The 16,610-nt window shown below is 31.5% G+C and carries 21 protein-coding genes; 3 read left to right on the top strand and 18 right to left on the bottom strand.

The genetic code is table 11. The features are described from left to right. Window positions 1-4: 4 nt before the first annotated feature. Genes C1X07_RS10865 through C1X07_RS10855 form a run of 3 tightly spaced genes read right to left on the bottom strand, consistent with a single transcriptional unit; the run spans window position 5 to window position 2,580 of the window. The gene (locus C1X07_RS10865; protein WP_128755245.1) at window positions 5-751 is read right to left on the bottom strand and encodes a DUF4129 domain-containing protein; all 747 of its coding nucleotides are present in this window, start codon (window positions 749-751) and stop codon (window positions 5-7) included. A gap of 1 nt (window position 752) precedes the next feature. Next, a complete protein-coding gene (locus C1X07_RS10860) occupies window positions 753-1,625 on the bottom strand; it encodes a hypothetical protein (protein WP_103070045.1) in 873 nt (290 codons plus the stop codon). Further along, complete coding sequence (locus C1X07_RS10855; protein ID WP_103070044.1) at window positions 1,615-2,580, bottom strand: stage II sporulation protein M; 966 nt, start codon at window positions 2,578-2,580, stop codon at window positions 1,615-1,617. The genes C1X07_RS10860 and C1X07_RS10855 overlap by 11 nt, the downstream gene beginning before the upstream one ends. 36 nt (window positions 2,581-2,616) lie before the next feature. Between C1X07_RS10855 and C1X07_RS10850 the strand changes: the two genes are divergently transcribed. Beyond that, complete coding sequence (locus C1X07_RS10850) at window positions 2,617-3,333, top strand: RDD family protein (protein WP_103070043.1); 717 nt, start codon at window positions 2,617-2,619, stop codon at window positions 3,331-3,333. Between the two features lie 46 nt (window positions 3,334-3,379). Here the strand turns inward: C1X07_RS10850 and C1X07_RS10845 are convergent, their stop codons facing one another. Next, the gene (locus C1X07_RS10845; protein ID WP_241507236.1) at window positions 3,380-4,045 is read right to left on the bottom strand and encodes a peptidylprolyl isomerase; all 666 of its coding nucleotides are present in this window, start codon (window positions 4,043-4,045) and stop codon (window positions 3,380-3,382) included. 131 nt (window positions 4,046-4,176) lie between these two features. Between C1X07_RS10845 and C1X07_RS10840 the strand changes: the two genes are divergently transcribed. Continuing rightward, entirely contained in the window at window positions 4,177-4,776 is a 600-nt protein-coding gene (locus tag C1X07_RS10840) for an NUDIX hydrolase (protein ID WP_241507235.1), read from the top strand. A gap of 45 nt (window positions 4,777-4,821) precedes the next feature. After that, window positions 4,822-5,625, top strand: coding sequence for a lysophospholipid acyltransferase family protein (locus tag C1X07_RS10835; protein WP_103070041.1), 804 nt, complete (start codon window positions 4,822-4,824; stop codon window positions 5,623-5,625). Window positions 5,626-6,240: 615 nt separating this feature from the next. Here the strand turns inward: C1X07_RS10835 and C1X07_RS25020 are convergent. From C1X07_RS25020 to C1X07_RS10770, 14 genes are all read right to left on the bottom strand, one after another. Continuing rightward, the gene (locus C1X07_RS25020) at window positions 6,241-6,396 is read right to left on the bottom strand and encodes a hypothetical protein (protein ID WP_164914143.1); all 156 of its coding nucleotides are present in this window, start codon (window positions 6,394-6,396) and stop codon (window positions 6,241-6,243) included. Window positions 6,397-6,505: 109 nt separating this feature from the next. Next, window positions 6,506-6,859 (bottom strand): hypothetical protein, encoded by a 354-nt coding sequence (locus C1X07_RS10830; RefSeq protein WP_103070040.1) that lies wholly within the window; start codon window positions 6,857-6,859, stop codon window positions 6,506-6,508. A gap of 370 nt (window positions 6,860-7,229) precedes the next feature. Then, window positions 7,230-7,547, bottom strand: coding sequence for a hypothetical protein (locus C1X07_RS10820; protein WP_128755244.1), 318 nt, complete (start codon window positions 7,545-7,547; stop codon window positions 7,230-7,232). Between the two features lie 153 nt (window positions 7,548-7,700). After that, window positions 7,701-8,096, bottom strand: a complete 396-nt coding sequence (locus C1X07_RS10815; protein WP_103070037.1) for a hypothetical protein — start codon at window positions 8,094-8,096, stop codon at window positions 7,701-7,703. Window positions 8,097-8,210: 114 nt separating this feature from the next. Further along, window positions 8,211-8,822 (bottom strand): DUF922 domain-containing protein, encoded by a 612-nt coding sequence (locus tag C1X07_RS10810; protein ID WP_103070036.1) that lies wholly within the window; start codon window positions 8,820-8,822, stop codon window positions 8,211-8,213. 82 nt (window positions 8,823-8,904) lie between these two features. Next, the gene (locus C1X07_RS10805) at window positions 8,905-10,035 is read right to left on the bottom strand and encodes a hypothetical protein (RefSeq protein ID WP_103070035.1); all 1,131 of its coding nucleotides are present in this window, start codon (window positions 10,033-10,035) and stop codon (window positions 8,905-8,907) included. Window positions 10,036-10,190: 155 nt separating this feature from the next. Beyond that, the gene (locus C1X07_RS10800) at window positions 10,191-10,877 is read right to left on the bottom strand and encodes a hypothetical protein (RefSeq protein WP_103070034.1); all 687 of its coding nucleotides are present in this window, start codon (window positions 10,875-10,877) and stop codon (window positions 10,191-10,193) included. A gap of 291 nt (window positions 10,878-11,168) precedes the next feature. Continuing rightward, a complete protein-coding gene (locus C1X07_RS10795) occupies window positions 11,169-11,708 on the bottom strand; it encodes a hypothetical protein (protein WP_103070033.1) in 540 nt (179 codons plus the stop codon). Between the two features lie 1,267 nt (window positions 11,709-12,975). Then, complete coding sequence (locus C1X07_RS10790) at window positions 12,976-13,731, bottom strand: LytR/AlgR family response regulator transcription factor (RefSeq protein WP_103070348.1); 756 nt, start codon at window positions 13,729-13,731, stop codon at window positions 12,976-12,978. A gap of 13 nt (window positions 13,732-13,744) precedes the next feature. Then, window positions 13,745-13,870 (bottom strand): hypothetical protein, encoded by a 126-nt coding sequence (locus C1X07_RS25375; RefSeq protein WP_262494911.1) that lies wholly within the window; start codon window positions 13,868-13,870, stop codon window positions 13,745-13,747. A 30-nt stretch (window positions 13,871-13,900) separates the two neighbouring features. Then, window positions 13,901-14,212: a 2TM domain-containing protein gene (locus C1X07_RS10785; protein WP_103070032.1), complete on the bottom strand. Its 312-nt coding sequence runs from the start codon at window positions 14,210-14,212 to the stop codon at window positions 13,901-13,903. A gap of 14 nt (window positions 14,213-14,226) precedes the next feature. Then, a complete protein-coding gene (locus tag C1X07_RS10780) occupies window positions 14,227-14,580 on the bottom strand; it encodes a 2TM domain-containing protein (RefSeq protein ID WP_103070031.1) in 354 nt (117 codons plus the stop codon). Window positions 14,581-14,582: 2 nt separating this feature from the next. Beyond that, entirely contained in the window at window positions 14,583-15,923 is a 1,341-nt protein-coding gene (locus tag C1X07_RS10775) for a 2TM domain-containing protein (RefSeq protein ID WP_103070030.1), read from the bottom strand. Between the two features lie 56 nt (window positions 15,924-15,979). Then, window positions 15,980-16,603, bottom strand: coding sequence for a tetratricopeptide repeat protein (locus tag C1X07_RS10770; RefSeq protein WP_103070029.1), 624 nt, complete (start codon window positions 16,601-16,603; stop codon window positions 15,980-15,982). Window positions 16,604-16,610: the final 7 nt, after the last annotated feature.

Raw genomic sequence — 16,610 nt, 5'->3', positions numbered from 1 at the left:
CGAATTATTGTTGAATAAAATGGGTTAAGGTTGTAAATTCTTTTTCGGCTTTTTGGTACGCCTTTTCATTAACCTCAAAGTTACCATACCAGATAAAATCGTATAATTTGGTGATAGATTTGAACTGATCTTGCATATGATTATCTGTTAACTCTTTGATATAGTCAGTATTTGTTTTTTGGGCTTCCCATTGAATTAATTCTTGGTCTGATAGTTTTTTTAATATAGATAGATAATAATATCTAATGGCTAATCTATAATTTTTCTGTTGGAGCGCTTTATTGATTAGCTGTTGGATATCCTGATTTTGAATAATATCCTCGTCTTCTGTAAGTTCAATTTGCGGAGGTTGTTGCTTTTCAAGAAGCATATCCGCGGGATTTACTTTCATAAATAACCAACCAAGTAAAAATAATACGCCAACAACCAATACATAGGGTAAGATTTTTAATACTATAGCCCAGAATCCTGTAACTTCATCTGCACCAAATACCCATGAGATAAATTTATTCCAGAGTTGATTTAACCATTTCTTTAACCGTATCCACCAGTTATCTGGTTCTTGATATTCTGTATAGTCAAAATCATCTTGTTTTAGAAATTCAACTATTTTTTGATGGTCAAATTGCTGTATTTTTTGACTAGAGTCTGAATCATATATTAATTCTCGAGAAACAGTAGCCGTACTATCCTGTATCTTTGAAGATACAGAAAAGGGGATCAAAAATAATAGGCAATATAGAATTTTCAATTTACTCAGATTTTCCTAATGAATCTATTTGTTCTAATGCTCCGGTAGCATGTTTTCTTTCATTTAAATTGTAGAAGATAAATGCTGTCGAAATAGCAGTAATAATATATAATACATACTGAGCGGCCGATGCTAATGTATTTAAGACTATAAACACCCAATCAAACATTTCTGAAGAATCAACCATAGATCCTTCAGAGGCAGCCGTGAATGTTTTGGTAAGGGTGTAGATTACAGCAGGAATAGAAAATACCATACTTATTACCCAAATAATAAGTCCTACGATAAAAAATGTAGCAAAGGTAATCCACCATTCATTCTTTACTAACTCAAAACTATCACTTATTGCATCTGAAACTGAGGTGTTACGAAAAACCAAAATCGAAAAAACCAAACTCATAGGCACATAGAGATATATACCAGGGATGACACAAAACAACATTCCAATAAAGACAATTAGCCCCGAGAGAAGTCCCAACCCTATTAATTTTCCAAAATCTTTTTTTACACTTTGTACTACTATTTCACTATCTACATTACCTCTTGTATCAATATATACCTTAATGTAGTGTAAAACGGTACCAAAGAGAATACCATAAAACACCAGTAGTGTTGCTAACATAGAAAAAAGAGCAATGATTATAGCTCCAGAATTAAGCATATTTCCATTTCTAATACTTATAGGATCAAATACATTGGCAGAAGCATGGGTATAATATGCTGAGGCAAGTAAAAGTAATAAAAAAGGAATGCCTGAAGTTTTTACTAAAATGGATAACAAAGATTTACCATTTTGTCTTAAAAAAGCAAAAGTATCGGTAAGGATATCTCCTAGTTCTCTCTTTTTCTTAAACTCTATGTGGTTATTGTTCATCTTTTAATTTGTTATATAATTGTCTAGGGTAAATTACGTAATAAAAAAGTATTAAGGCTAATGATCCAGAGATGATTAGAATTGCTAGCCAATCTGGCATTTCGGTATGTCTGGTTACAAAACCTTCCAGAAAACCAGCAAGTATAAAGAAGGGAATCGTACTGATTACAATTTTTAATCCAGCTTTAACTCCATTAACAAATGAGGTGAGACGGGTATACGTTTTAGGAAATAAAATTGAATTGCCTACGACTAACCCTGCACACCCTGCAATGATAATAACAGAAATTTCAATTGTTCCATGAATCCATATTGTTCGGGCACTTTCCCATAATAACCCTTTATCATAGAAAAAATATTGAAAAGACCCTAGCATAATAAAATTACTCATAAGCATATACACGGTTCCTATACCAAAAATTACTCCCAAAATAAAGCAATTTAGAGCCACTTTAATATTGTTTATAGTAATCCCCAAAAACATATTGGTTTCTCCCATTTTCTTGTATACCGCCATAGGATCTTCATTAGCAATATTTTCTAAAGTCATATTTACATAGCCATCTCCTAATATAGATCTTACAAAAGCACCGTCTGTAGCCGAAGAATATACACCAATAGCAGTAAACAAAGCGGATATTAAAAAAGCAATTAGAAGTTCTTTTTGATACGCATAGAATGCTAATGGGAATTCTTTAACCCAAAACGAATATAATCGGTTTTTTTTTTCTTTTTTTGTTTTATATATTTTTTGATGTGCGTTGGAGGCTAAACCATTTAGATAATTAAGTGTTTGGCTATTAGGGTAAAATGTTTGTGCATAGCTAAGGTGATCGGTTATTTCTATATATAAACTAGAAAGCTCATCTGGAGTTATTTGAGTATTATTAACCAGAACACTTTCAAATTTTAACCATTTATCTTTATTTTGCTTTACAAAAGCCGCCTCACGCATGAATCATAGATTAAGAGGATCAAAGAAACATAATTAATGGATAATTTTCAAATAGAAACCGCTCAAAATGTTAGTATACAACAAAATGCTTCTGGAATAGGAGAACGTATTTTGGCGTATCTAATTGATCTATTGATTATCATAGCATATTTTATCGTAATACTATTTATTATTGGTGTATTGGATATAGATATGGGAGATCAATGGGCTTTTTGGCTAATCTTAAGTTTGCCTTCTTTCCTATATTTTTTGATGTGGGAAACCTTTTGGGATGGTAAAACGCCTGGTAAAGCTACAATGAAGTTAAAAGTTGTAAGATTAGACGGTTCAAGACCAGCTTTTTCTAATTATTTGATAAGGTGGTTACTTCGTTTGTTAGATATTTCTTTGGCATTTGGTGGTATTGCCGTAGTGGCTATTTTATTAAATGGGAGAGGTCAACGTCTTGGAGATATGGCAGCAGGTACTACGGTAATAAGTGAACGACAACGAGTACGATTTAATCAAACTATTTTGGTTGATATCCCTGATGACTATGTAGCAGTCTATCCACAGGTTACAGTTTTTAGTGATGAAGAGATGCGTAAAATCAAAACTATATATACCGAAGCAAGACGACATGCTGATCATAACATTATATTAGAACTCTCTAAAAAAGTAAGTTCCTTGATGGATGTAGTACCTCAGGAAAAACCTTTACAGTTTGTTGATAGAGTCATAGCAGATTATAATTATTATACGCAGAAGTTATAATCTAATATCATATTTTGTTTGATTAAAGCTTTACTGTACATGGGGATTATTTTATAACTTCGGCTTTTATAAAAATATTCTCAATTGGCCATTCGCTACTATCTACAGGTACATTAGAGATTTTATCGGCAACGTCCATTCCTTTTACAACTTTTCCAAAGATAGTATGTTCACCATCCAAATGAAATGCTCCATTTTTGGCAATTACAATAAAGAATTCAAACGGAGTAGAGCGATTAGAAGGATTGTCTACCCATTGTTTGGATAAAGCAACAGCACCTCTTTTATGTTTTAACCCTTTTACGGGCTCTTGAGGAATAGTATACTCTCCAATTTCAAAACGTTTATTAGCCATCTGTTGGCGATCACTATTTCCAGCCTGAATTACAAAACCACGGGCTACGCGATAAAAAAATGTTTCATCAAAATATTTTTGTTTTACTAAATAAATAAAATTAGCTCTGTGCAATGGTGTTTCCTTATGTAGTTTGATATGAATATCTCCATAGAGCGTTTTTATATTTACCAAAGTCTCGGGGTTTTCTTTTCCGTAGCGAGCCATAAACTCTCTAAGGTTTTCATTGGTAAGTTTAAAAGGCTCTTCGTCGATAACATTATCTACGGAGCCAGATTTCTTAGAGGATTGTATTTTGGCATCGTTCTTTTTTGATTTGTGATCATTTACAGAAATCGAATCTGTATTTGTTGTCACATTCTGTTTATTTTTTTTAGAATGTGTATCTTCACAACTAGAGAATATGATAATAAATATGCAAAAGCATAAAATTGATTTGGTAAATGACATTTGAAACATTTAAAAATTTAATTCCAAAAGTAAAAAAAATGTCAGTACCGGGAGAATCTTCTCATTTTATTATGGCTCCAGAGATTAGAATGAGAGAACTGAATAGCCTTAAGATAGAAGAGAAAAACCCGCGAAATGCTGCAGTAATGATGCTTTTTTACCCAAAAGAATCTGTAACTCACTTTGTTTTGATTCTACGACCAGAATATGAGGGAGTACATTCTGGACAGGTTGCATTACCAGGAGGAAAGGTAGAGACTTATGATTTGAACTATACCGATACGGCCTTGCGTGAAACCGAGGAAGAGGTAGGAGTTAAGATTAGTATGGTTAATGTACTAAAACCGTTGACCAAAGTATACATACCACCTTCTAATTTTTGGGTACATCCGTTTATGGGGTTTGCAGAAAGCAGACCTGATTTTGTTCTTCAAAAAGAAGAAGTAGCAAAAGTTATTGAAGTACCATTAGAAGAATTACTTAATGAGAATAATGTAGTTCCTCAAAAATTAACCACTTCTTATGCCAAAAACATAGAGGTACCTTCCTTTGAATTAAATGGTTATGTGGTTTGGGGAGCGACGGCAATGATGCTTAGTGAGCTTAAAATGCTTTTAAAGACGTCAATGGAGTTATGATTTTGTATATTTGGCGTTCTAAATACAACCAGTTTTTTAAAGCATATGGGATTATTTAAAAGAAATCCATTTGGTCATATATTATTTTTAAAAAAATGGCTTATCCGAATTATGGGTGGGCTAACACATAGACGCTATAGAGGATTTAATGAATTGCAGATAGAAGGAAGTGAAGTTTTTAAGAATCTTCCTGATAATAATGTCTTATTTGTTTCGAATCATCAAACTTATTTTGCCGATGTAGTAGCCATGTTTCATGTGTTTAATGCTAGTTTGAGTGGGCGTACAGACTCTATAAAAAATGTAGGATATCTATGGCAACCAAAGATGAACTTGTATTATGTAGCGGCAAAGGAGACCATGAGAGCAGGATTGTTGGCAAGAATACTTGCTTATGCAGGAGCTATAACAGTAGAGCGCACATGGAGAGAAAAAGGAAAAGATGTGAATCGCCAGGTAAAAATGAGCGATATTACCAATATATCTAGAGCTCTTGAAGACGGTTGGGTAATTACTTTTCCGCAAGGAACAACCAAACCTTTTAAACCAATTAGAAAAGGAACTGCCCATATCATTAGAAAGTATAGACCTATTGTAATTCCGATAGTGATTGATGGGTTTAGAAGATCTTTTGATAAAAAGGGTATTCGTATCAAAAAACGAGGGATTTTACAATCTATGGTTATCAAAGAAGCATTAGATATTGACTACGATAATGATTCAATAGATGATATCGTAAGTAAACTAGAGTATGCTATAGAGCAACACCCATCTTTTCTTAAAGTGATTCCGCAATCAGAAATAGAAGCTGAGGAAGAATTAAATAAGAAAAGACAGTGGGAGTACTAGTGTTTTTTTGTAAAATGTAAAGAATAGACGCACTCTGTCTTCATTCTCATTCTGGCTACTAATCTATTATCATCCTATTTTGGAGTAATGTATTGGATATTTCTGCTCGTCTATAGATATTTAACTGTGATCTAAGCTAGATCGTTATATACGGGTATTAATTATACTTTTATACTATAAGTTTTAAATAATACATTGTTTTTATATGAAACATAAAGTAAGCAACGATTTGCCTCTAAAAAGAAACATATAAATAGTAGTTTTTGTCACATATTTTTACCCCTAAATAAAAAGAATACATCATAAAGCTGAAGTATACAATAGATATAATTGTTATGCTTTAGCTTTGGTTATGGGTTTAAGTTATAGTACAGTAATGAGTTATTAAGTTTGGATACGAATTAGTTATATCATTCTAGTTAGGGAAGAAACCTTACCCAAGAGATCAGGATGATGTTGATCCAATATCTTTAATTCAAAAAAAGTCCAGTAACCAGATAAAGGTTACCGGATCATTTTGATTGTTGCCATTACTACTACGAGATCAGAAGCATTTTCTTTTGCTTAATCATTCTTTGCAGAGTTAGAGTTGTATGGCTACCGATCTATTAATAGTTAAGAAGCAGAACATTGATAACAGGCTACAACGCGTCCGTTTAAAAAAACAGGGCATTCTCCCCTACGACATCTAATCAAAATCTCCCCTCCATGAATAGATTTTTGTTCCTTTTTACTAATTACTGATCCTACTTTTGAAATTGATTCTAACATAAAAAAAGTTTTAAAAATTAAGTATTTTATATATTAAGTGTTGGAAACGGAGAAATATTACCCAATTTTTTAGAATATTACTACTCTATTTAAACTAGAAAAATTCATACTATATCTGATCAGAGGATATCAGCAATTTTTTAGCTTCTTTTGTATTAGGTTCATTGGATAATTTTAGAACACTAGCCATTACTTCTAACCAATGCCCTTTATCATGACTGTTATGAAATGAAGCTCCATAAAACGAAGAAGTAGGCGAGTAGGAAGGGATATTTTTCTCTTTAGCTATTTTAGAAAAGATAATTGCCAGGTTTTCCTTATTAAGAATAACATTATGAAATTTCTCAGGTAGAATGCTGATGGTACAAAATAGTGTTAAGCATAGATTTGCTAAGTCGTTATAACTTACATCACTTGACAAAGATTGGTTTAAGTAGGCAAAAAAGTCTTTTAAATTGTCCACGATATTATTTTTTCTCAATTACTTTTAGCAATATATCTAATTCTTTAATACGATTCCAGATTAGTAGATTTACAATTAATGCTATTACTATCAAAACGAATACTAGGGTAATCTAATTACTTCAAACTATCCGATGTAGATCTTATTACCTTCTTTTGATGTATAATGTCGTAATTTTTATTAAATTCTTCAATTCTTTCTTCCCATACTTTCATTGCCCTTTCTTTACTATATGTTACCCTTTTTAAATAAATATGTAAAATAACCGATGTAGGTACCATAAGCGAGACACTCAGAAATATGAATATTTTTTTCTTAATTTTCAAAAGGAGATAATTTATTTAGAATCAAATTTTTTTACTGGTACTGTTTATTTATGATCATTGCTTATTTTGAAGCTAGCGGGAGTAGGGGAACTAGGAGTTGAATATTTCTTACTCCATTCAACATCATCTGTAAAATCTTTCATCAAATCAAGAACTAATTCAATCGCTCTTTGTTCATTTCCTTCACACATTTCATTAAGAATATAGCTCGACCAATGTAAACTAAAATGTTTCTTTCTTTTTTCTTGAAGCCAATCATGAAATTCACCGAAAACATTTTTGTTTTGTTCTTCAGCCCCAAGATCAAAACCTATCAAAAAAGAGATCAAGGATACATATGAATCTCTATTGAGTAAATACATTCCTCTTCTATTCTTTAAGTGGTGAACGATATTTTTAACTTAGATTTCATATTGCGGGAGCGGAGCTCGTAGCTTATTTTATATATTCGATTAATTGCCCTTTAATAAACCTATAGTAATTAATAGATAGAGAAATTGTATTTTGTCTACTTTTCAATGTTTCAATGTTTTAATGTGTTTTTCTGTTTTTTTCAATGTCCCAAATTGATTTTTTAAGATTCCTAAAATCATTCCTTCTTTTTCTATTTCAAATATTATATATTCAGCATTAGAAGAAACTATACTCGATATTCTAATTTGTTTTTCAAAATTTACTTTTTCTATATTTGTCAAAAGATCTTTAAAACCTTTTAGTCGATTTTCTTCATTTAAAAATAATTGCATTTCATATTTTTCAGAATAAAAATTCAAAGCTCTTTTTTGACTAACTAAGGTTTCACGGTGTATTATTACCTCATGATTTTTTAAATCAATGATACACTCAGACGAAAATTCTTTTTTAATGTAAGTTGAAAGGTTCTCTATATAATTATTTATAATTTTATGCATATTTACATATATCTTGAACTTTTGTTTTTTTTTATATTATGAGTTTTTAAACTATTAAAAACCTCATGGATATTAATTCAAAGCAGTATTAAGTCATACTATAATTAAGTGAAATTAAGATTTCTTCATTCTCTCCCTCCAACGACTTTTTACTTTCTTATACGTATATTCCTCTAGTTCATATAGCTCTTTATCTACTTTTAATAACCAATCATTGCTCGGTATGGGCATAGATCCATTAAAAGTTTCGCGATCATATGTGTTTTGGTATGTTTTGCAAGCCTTCCAGTACTTATTGTATACTTTTTGATAATCATCAAAATTCTTAATCCTTTTATTTTTAAGTTCCTTAAAGGCTTTACGCATTTTTCTGGCAAATAACTCTGCGATATCAAAATGTAGCTGTTCGTGTGCCAAATGCTTAGGGTCTTTCTTATTGCCTAACCACGACTTTTTTTTATAAAAATAAGTGGCAAGATTCATTTTTAAATAATTTACAATATTATTTTTTTCATCAACAATAACTTCTTTGGGTAGAATTTCTATTTTATAAGTGGTCAATGCATTCTTAACTTTAAATGGATCAACATCTTTATTAATTTTAAAATCACTAGGTTTCAAAAACACCCCTTTTTCCCATTGAATGATGTTAGGACTAACTTGTATATCTTTTTGACCAAAGATCAAAGATGTGTATAAAAAAGTAATACATAGTAATCTAATCATAATTTTGTTTTTATAAGATTGGCATATAAATATAGCCGGTTTTTCTTTTGTTAAGTTACTTGTCTGAGCAGTGAGAAAGTATCTAATCCGATATTAAAAAATAAATTGGTACTGAGTAGTAAACTTCTACAGGCTCTCCGTTGGCTGATGTTGCAGGTTTTATAATTGGAGGAAGTGAACTTAATACTCTTTTTGTGGCATAAATAGCGAATGGATCATTAAAAAGCACTTTGATATCTTCGATTTTTCCGTGTTTAGATATCTTGAAAGCAGCATGTATAGTGTGTTTTCCTGGCTTTAAGTTAGAATTGGTAATGACCATATCGCCATTAAAATTCTCATTTACGTGTTTTTTTACCAAATCATTCATACAACGCTTGATTTGGTTTTGATCGGTTAAACCTTCACATCCTTGCATTACTGGAACAGAACTTCCTTTTGGGATCGATTTTTCACCTTTAGGAATCGCAGCACTTTTTATTGCTATTAGTCGGTTTAATGTTTCAAGTGATTCAAAAGCTTCTTTGTCTTTTACTTTTCGTTTAGTAATTTCTAATCCTTTGGCAGCTTCATAGCGATTTCCTTTTTTTGTTAATTGCTTATACCATCCAATAGCTACACCAAACTCCTCATTTAATTCACAAGCCCAAGCCAGACCATAGAGAGCTTTTTCATCATTAGGATACTTATCCAGATATTTATAAAAATCTTGTTTTGCCATTTCATACTTACCCGTGGCAAGATGCGTCATACCACTTTCATAAAAAAATGCTGGATCACTTTCTGATTTTTTCTTTTTTTTTACCAGCATAGTTTTTTTATATCTGTAGGTTCCTGCCCTTATAGCAAGGTTCTGAATGCGTGATGCAGAAGAATACAGATAATACACATCACATTCTTGAATAAAATATTCTAAGTGTCCTGCAATAAATAGACCTAAGTTTTTAAAGTTAATCTCATATTTCTGGCTTTTACGCTTACTAACTTCTATAAAATGCTCTTCTTTGAGGATATCTTGGAACTCAGGAGAGTAGTTTCTAATTTTTGCTAACAAACATATTTTTATGACATAAGCATCTCCAGAACTTAAGGAGTGCTTTGTTTTTTCTCCAAAACATTCACATACATCTTGTTTAAGTACCTCTTGTATATCTTCTTGACTATAAACGATGGTCGATAATAAAAGGAGTAAGATTATACAATTGCTTTTCATTAATTTGACTTTTTCTAAGTGTTATATTATACAGATTACAAATCCTTGTTGTAGTGTTAAATACAGAAACTGTTTTTAGTATATGTTATAAGCTATGGTTTTGTTACCTTTTTTTTGTCATGGTATTGAATAGTTGTATGTAGTTTTGTTATATGTTATTTATATACTAAAAGCTCAATCCTATATTTTCCATACACAGGTTTTAACATAGAAGTTCCTTCATAGTTTAGGTTTATTTCAAACTCGCCTTCAATTTTATAAATATTTACTTCTGAATCTGATGAATCTAGTAAAGTAATATTTTTTAAAATGTGATAATTTTTTTGTAGGAAACCTTCCGAGCTAAAATTCAACCACTCTTCACTGTTTAAACTTCGCCATATAGTGTTTTCTTTATAAACAGTCATGCTTAATTGAAAGACACGATTACTATCCGTTGAAGAGCTCGGAAATCCAATAAAACTAGTTGTTTCACTCTTATATGGTAATACAAGACTTTGAATTTGATCCTCTGTTACAGGCAGCCAAAAATAGTAGGATGTTGAAAAACCTTCTGATTCACCTGTCCCAAGTTCTCCGAAACCTGATCTTGTATTCGGACCGCTTGTTATATTGTATATTGTTGAAGGTTCTGAATGTTGTCTGACGTCGACATAAATCTTGTCCGAATATTCATATTCTTTACTTCCATCAAACGTATAATAGAAATAATCCTTTCCAAGGAAATCATTTTCAGGCGAAGGAATCACTTCCTCATCATTGCTATCACAGCTAATTTGGAGTAAAGAAAAACTGAGTAATAGTAAAAAATTACAGTGTTTGCAGGAAAAATGTAACTTCATAAAGTTTCAATTTATATATAAATGTACTCGATTTTTTGATTTTTTAGTTTTGAGAGTTTTAGCTATTTTCTTTTTTCAAATTTTTAGGTGTGAATCTAGGAAATTGTACACGATGTAAATGTAAATTTCTTATTGTAGATACTAAAAACTAGTAGTTTTATAGTTCCAACCAGCAACCTATTCATCAGGTTACTGGATTTTTTTATTCTTTGTATCGCGCTTAGTTAAACACGGTACTTATTACAAAAATAGCTCTGGCTTATACTATGTCTGAGTTGAAGTATTATCTAATTAATCTCTACGAACATACAATCCTCGAATAAATAAGTTATAACTCCCTTTTATATGTTTACCATTGCTGTCGATTACATCTATATAAATAGCATCTTCTCCGGTACGTACAATTTTAACCGTACCCGAGGTTATAACACTAGGTGCAGGTAGGTTCTTGTCATCTGGATCAAAAGAAGTCCAATATCCTGCTTGTGAAAAAGTATTGGGACCATTTTTTTCATTAAAGGTATAAGTCGCTCCCTCTATATCTTCTGATTTGGCGTTTAGTAATACAGAGAATAAAAATCCAGTGCCATTATACAGTTCTTCTAAGTTTACATACTTGATATCACCACCAAACACCTCTAAATAGTGATAATACTTATAAGTAAAATCTTCCTGTCGCTCTTTAATGGGTAGTATAGATGCCCCTTTTAATTCTATAGACTGTCCATCTACGGTAATTGTATTTGGGTATTCTTTGTCATCATCACTGCTGCAAGAATTTAGTGTAATAATATTTAATGTAATTAATAAAAGCCGTAGAATTGTTTTCATTTGTTTCTTGTAAATTATGTTGTTTTTATTTTTTGTAGATAAAACCTGTAACCTATCATGAGGCTACTGAGTTTCTTTTTTTGTACTCTTACCGTTTATTTATATACAATACTAGTTGCAAACCGGCACTAGTTTATACAATGCCCAAACGAAGTAAAACCCTTTAAAAAAGAATTCCCCTTACTATTATTTATCTGTTCCCAACGGCTAAAATAATGATTAGTATCTTACACATATTACAGAATTCTGTATTTACTCTCTTTTTTGAGTAATATATATTTACTTTATCACTGAAGGACTATTGCAGTAATGTAAACGTGTCTTGTAGTATAGTAAATCCTCATTTCTTTATTGTAGATGCATATTTCTTGAGTGTAAGTGTACATTTCTTTGCTGTAAACCCCTATTTCTTCAACGTAAGAGTATATTTCTTTACTGTAAGTGAGTGTTTCTTTATCGTATATACATTAAAATCAAAGTTAGGTCTTTGTCTTAGTTTTGCTGTTTTCCATTCGTCCATATACTTTATCCCATTGGTCGATAGAAATTTTTCATTGATCTAATTCTTATCATAATAGTACTATGTTTACTATACTTTTATCACATGGTTTAAGTAAATACATTGTTATCAATACAAAAACAGAGTACACATGAGTTTTTACTCATCTCTATAAAGTAGCAATTACATATTAGTTTTCGTTTAAATTACCCCTAACAATAACTATTGATCTCAAAGCCGAAGTACACAGGATTTATGACTGTAGTACTTCGGCTTTAGTGTTGTTATGCTTTTGAGGTTTGAAGATAGAGGACGGGCGTAGTTTGATCTTTGTTTTCCACTCATCTATATACTTTATTTTATTGGTCGATAGAAATTTTTCATTGATCTAATTCTTATCATAATAGTACTGTGTTTACTATACTTTTATCACATGGTTTAAGTAAATACATTGTTGTTAAAACAAAAGAGAAAGTAGCTGAGCTTTGCTTATCTCTATAAAGTAACAATTACATATTAGTTTTCCATTTTAGTTACCCCTAACAATAACTATTGATCTCAAAGCCGAAGTACACAGGATTTATGACTGTAGTACTTCGGCTTTAGTGTTGTTGTATTTTTGGGGTTTGAAGATCGAGGTCTGGTGTTGGGGGTATAAACTTTTAGTTACCAGCCAGAGCCTGTCAAAGGACTCAATATGACAATAGAAATTATGCTATGGAGATAAAAACTGTTAGATGCAAGTCTATGTAGATATTGATAGAAAAACTATTCTAACCACATTTTAAAGTCCTTTACTCGTTCTCTGGCTACAATAATCTCTTGTTCATTAAAGTGATTTAGTTTGATTTGTAACCTGGAGTTGGTGTACGAGATAATATCTTTGATCGCATTTATATTAACATAAAACTTTCTACTGGTTCTAAAAAACTGCTGAGGGTTTAGCTCTTCTTCGAGTGATTCTAGAGTGGTATCAATAAGATAATTTCTATTATCAGTAGTATGTAAATAAGTACCTTTGTTTTCAGAATAAAAACACTCTATATCCTCTACCATAAATATTTTTAGGTGTTGCCCCACTTTGGCAGTAAAACGCTTTTTGTAGACACGATCCATAGGATTTATTAACAGTTTTTTAATGTCTTCAAAATCTACCTGTAGCTGCTGTTTTTGAGGAAGTCTCTCTTTGTATTTTTCTACAGCTGTTTCAAGCTCTTCATCGTCAATAGGTTTAAGTAGGTAGTCAATACTATTTAGCTTAAAAGCTTTTAAGGCATATTCATCATAAGCAGTAGTGAATATGATAGAGCTTTTAATCGTAATTGTATCAAATATCTCAAATGATAATCCATCACTTAATTGAATATCCAGAAAAATTAAATCAGGGTGCTGATTAGTACTAAACCAGGCGATTGATTCTTGTACCGAGTGTAGCATGGTAGAAACTTCTATGTTTAGGTCATTAAGCATTCTGCCAAGACGTCTTGCAGCAGGTTTTTCGTCTTCAATAATGATAACATTCATTTTTTTGTAGCGTTTATTTTTTTTGTTGTACTTTTTTTTCGGCTTTCCATATGGTTGTGATCGTTTGCATATTAGAAGATTCCTGAGCAAACAGGTAAGTAGATAAAAAGAATAAAATAAAAGTAATTCGAGTATTCATTGATTAACGATTTATTATATTAATTTGGTATTATTCCCAACGTTGTTGTTCCTGGCGATTTTGATCTTCATCCATGTATTCTCTGATCTTACGTTCTTCCCAATCTTTATCAAACATAGGGTTTAATCGGTAGGCTTTTACAGCATGAAATGCTAAACCAATTCCCCATCCAAATGCAGCCCACAAAAACCAGGCATATCTCCATTCATTTTGATAATAGTTTAATCCTGCCAGAAAACCTATGATCACTATATACGATATTAGGTTATTATAAAATTTCTTTAATTCTTCGACGCGATTCTTAGCGCGTTCATATCTTTTTTGTTCGTTATAATCTTTCATTTGTTTATCGTTTTTTAAAAATCGTCTTTATCCATTAATTCTTTAATCTTGCGCTCTTCCCATTCTTTGCTAAAAATTGATTTTTTATAGCCTTTATTCAGCAAAGAGTTTTTCTTAAATACCCATATGCCATGACATACTAAACCAATTCCCCATAGAGCGGGTGTAATAAATATATGCCAGTTTAGCCACTTGGTAAATCCTACATCTGTATTGATCGAATCTGCATTGGTGTATATATATCGATTGACTATTAATATGACAATATTTATAATAATATATGTGGTAAGGTGACTATAAAATCCTTTTTCATCTTCTACCCGTTTTTTTGCTTTGTCATAACGCTCTTGTTGGTTTTGATTATTCATATCTATTTACGTTTAGATTCTTCCATATATTTTTGAATTTTCTTTTTCTCCCAGTCTTTGCCTAAGATGTGAAAACCAAATGCATCTGAAGCATGAAACAAAAGCCCGATTCCCCATCCTGCCATAGGAAACAAAAACCATGGAAGGTTAAAACCTGTGGTTTTATAATTTACAAATACCAAAAATGGTATTACAATACAATATGCAGTCAGACTGCTATAAAAATCTTTTATCTTTTTTACTCGATCTTGAGCTCTTTTATACTTAAGGCTTTTTGCATCTTCGATATTTTGTGATACTGTCATGTCTATTGCTTTAATTTGTTTTGTTAATATTGGTAACTCTGCAATAAAGGCCTCTTCTGTTTTATATACAGTGAATTTTCTTTTTGTTAATAATGCATATCGCTGTTGCACATTTCCTAAACCGACACCACTACTTTGTTTAATAATTTCTTTGGGCTGAAGGTTGTTTTCTACTACTAGAAAACCTTCTTTTTCATAGATCTTAATATGTAATGGGTTTTCTGGCATTACTATATTGTGTTTTACAGTGTTTTCGAGTAGAATTTGTAATGATAATGGCACCACCTTAGCCTCTGGATTAGAGGCTCGATCCGGAATGTCAAATACAATACTATCTTCAAAACGTAATTGTATTAAGGTCATGTAAGTTCTTGCAAATTTTAACTCTTCATCTACGGTTACAAGTTCTTTGTCTTTTTGTTCTAAAACATATCGATATACCTTTGATAACGAAGTGGTAAACTTCTGAGCCATTCTTGGGTTTTCCTCTATTAATGAGGTTAACACATTAAGACTGTTGAACAAAAAATGAGGGTCTAATTGATTTTTTAGCGCAGCAAATTTGGCAGACACCGTTCCTACAATGATTTTTTGTTCGGTAACTTTTTTTTCCTGTAGTGCTTTATAAAAATATACAGTATGAAAAAACAATGAAATGATAATGGTAAGCAATAATGGAAATAGATAATCCTTAAAAGATTGATTGGCTATAAACTCAGAAACAGTTTGTGCCTTGAATACAATCACAGCCAAAACAAATTGACATATCGCATATCCTATCATAGTAAGGATGATAGATCCTCCTGCACCAACTAGTACTCTTTGTAATCCTTTGTTTTTCCATTCAAACCGAGTGTTCAGAAGATTAAAATACCACGAATTAAGATAGGTTAAGAAGAAGCAGTAAAAAAAAGAAATAGTCCACCACTTTATGGTAAGAATCTCCTCAAAACTAAACTCATTCGATAGCAAAGTAATTAATGCAACCCCAATTGAAATTATAAAGGAGATTATTGCTATTTTTTTTAATTCGGTCATATTCATTTCTTTTAGATTCTTTATTGTTTTGGGGTTTGGTTTCTTAGCAGAAAGAATTACCCTTTACAGTTTTTCTGAACACGTTTTACTTCGTTTTTTCCCCATTGAGGATAAAAAGGAGTATCGTGAGACTCATTTTCAAAGTACAATATAGCTTTTTCTACTTCAGGGCAAAAGGCTTTTGGGTCATTACCAAAGAATCTTGCACTTCCCATTTTCCATTCTGCATGATATAAAATACCTCTTGGGTTTTTGGGCTCCAGTACCTTTACTTTTCTATATAATTGCTCAACTTTTGGAGATAATGTCATAGCATATTCAGAAGGCTTGTAAGCTACATAAGCAGTATTGAGTAACGCTTCCATAATCAATATTTCTGCATTTTCTTTGGATAATGTCTTGGCTTCATTAAGATAATCTTGGGCTTTTTTTAATCTAGATTCTATTGCTTCTGCATCCTTACTACCAAAAGTGGTTGTGATATGAATCTGAGCGGCGTAATAATAAGGTAGCCAGTTGTCTTTTTCTGCTTTGGCAATACGTTCGAAAAGATTAATAGCCTCGTCAGATTTTTTGTTTCCCCATAATTCAAAAGCTTTACCCATTCCTTTTTCGTAGGAAGATTGTGCATTGATTGAACCTATGGTTAAAAAAGTTAATAAAATAATAATCGCTCTCATAGTTATG

Origin of the sequence: Aquimarina sediminis (genome assembly GCF_002895435.1) — a bacterium.
GTDB classification, from domain to species: domain Bacteria; phylum Bacteroidota; class Bacteroidia; order Flavobacteriales; family Flavobacteriaceae; genus Aquimarina; species Aquimarina sediminis.
Note: the sequence above shows the minus strand (reverse complement) of the source record. Positions and strands in the feature narration are given on the sequence as shown.

What these genes read in the sequence shown, in the direction of transcription:
- C1X07_RS10860 (WP_103070045.1), bottom strand. Translation starts at nt 1,625, where the DNA reads ATGAACAATAACCACATAGAGTTTAAGAAAAAGAGAGAACTAGGAGAT.
- C1X07_RS10855 (WP_103070044.1), bottom strand. Translation starts at nt 2,580, where the DNA reads ATGCGTGAGGCGGCTTTTGTAAAGCAAAATAAAGATAAATGGTTAAAA.
- C1X07_RS10850 (WP_103070043.1), top strand. Translation starts at nt 2,617, where the DNA reads ATGGATAATTTTCAAATAGAAACCGCTCAAAATGTTAGTATACAACAA.
- C1X07_RS10840 (WP_241507235.1), top strand. Translation starts at nt 4,177, where the DNA reads ATGTCAGTACCGGGAGAATCTTCTCATTTTATTATGGCTCCAGAGATT.
- C1X07_RS10835 (WP_103070041.1), top strand. Translation starts at nt 4,822, where the DNA reads ATGGGATTATTTAAAAGAAATCCATTTGGTCATATATTATTTTTAAAA.
- C1X07_RS25020 (WP_164914143.1), bottom strand. Translation starts at nt 6,396, where the DNA reads ATGTTAGAATCAATTTCAAAAGTAGGATCAGTAATTAGTAAAAAGGAA.
- C1X07_RS10820 (WP_128755244.1), bottom strand. Translation starts at nt 7,547, where the DNA reads ATGTATTTACTCAATAGAGATTCATATGTATCCTTGATCTCTTTTTTG.
- C1X07_RS10815 (WP_103070037.1), bottom strand. Translation starts at nt 8,096, where the DNA reads ATGCATAAAATTATAAATAATTATATAGAGAACCTTTCAACTTACATT.
- C1X07_RS10810 (WP_103070036.1), bottom strand. Translation starts at nt 8,822, where the DNA reads ATGATTAGATTACTATGTATTACTTTTTTATACACATCTTTGATCTTT.
- C1X07_RS10805 (WP_103070035.1), bottom strand. Translation starts at nt 10,035, where the DNA reads ATGAAAAGCAATTGTATAATCTTACTCCTTTTATTATCGACCATCGTT.
- C1X07_RS10800 (WP_103070034.1), bottom strand. Translation starts at nt 10,877, where the DNA reads ATGAAGTTACATTTTTCCTGCAAACACTGTAATTTTTTACTATTACTC.
- C1X07_RS10795 (WP_103070033.1), bottom strand. Translation starts at nt 11,708, where the DNA reads ATGAAAACAATTCTACGGCTTTTATTAATTACATTAAATATTATTACA.
- C1X07_RS10790 (WP_103070348.1), bottom strand. Translation starts at nt 13,731, where the DNA reads ATGAATGTTATCATTATTGAAGACGAAAAACCTGCTGCAAGACGTCTT.
- C1X07_RS25375 (WP_262494911.1), bottom strand. Translation starts at nt 13,870, where the DNA reads ATGAATACTCGAATTACTTTTATTTTATTCTTTTTATCTACTTACCTG.
- C1X07_RS10785 (WP_103070032.1), bottom strand. Translation starts at nt 14,212, where the DNA reads ATGAAAGATTATAACGAACAAAAAAGATATGAACGCGCTAAGAATCGC.
- C1X07_RS10780 (WP_103070031.1), bottom strand. Translation starts at nt 14,580, where the DNA reads ATGAATAATCAAAACCAACAAGAGCGTTATGACAAAGCAAAAAAACGG.
- C1X07_RS10775 (WP_103070030.1), bottom strand. Translation starts at nt 15,923, where the DNA reads ATGACCGAATTAAAAAAAATAGCAATAATCTCCTTTATAATTTCAATT.
- C1X07_RS10770 (WP_103070029.1), bottom strand. Translation starts at nt 16,603, where the DNA reads ATGAGAGCGATTATTATTTTATTAACTTTTTTAACCATAGGTTCAATC.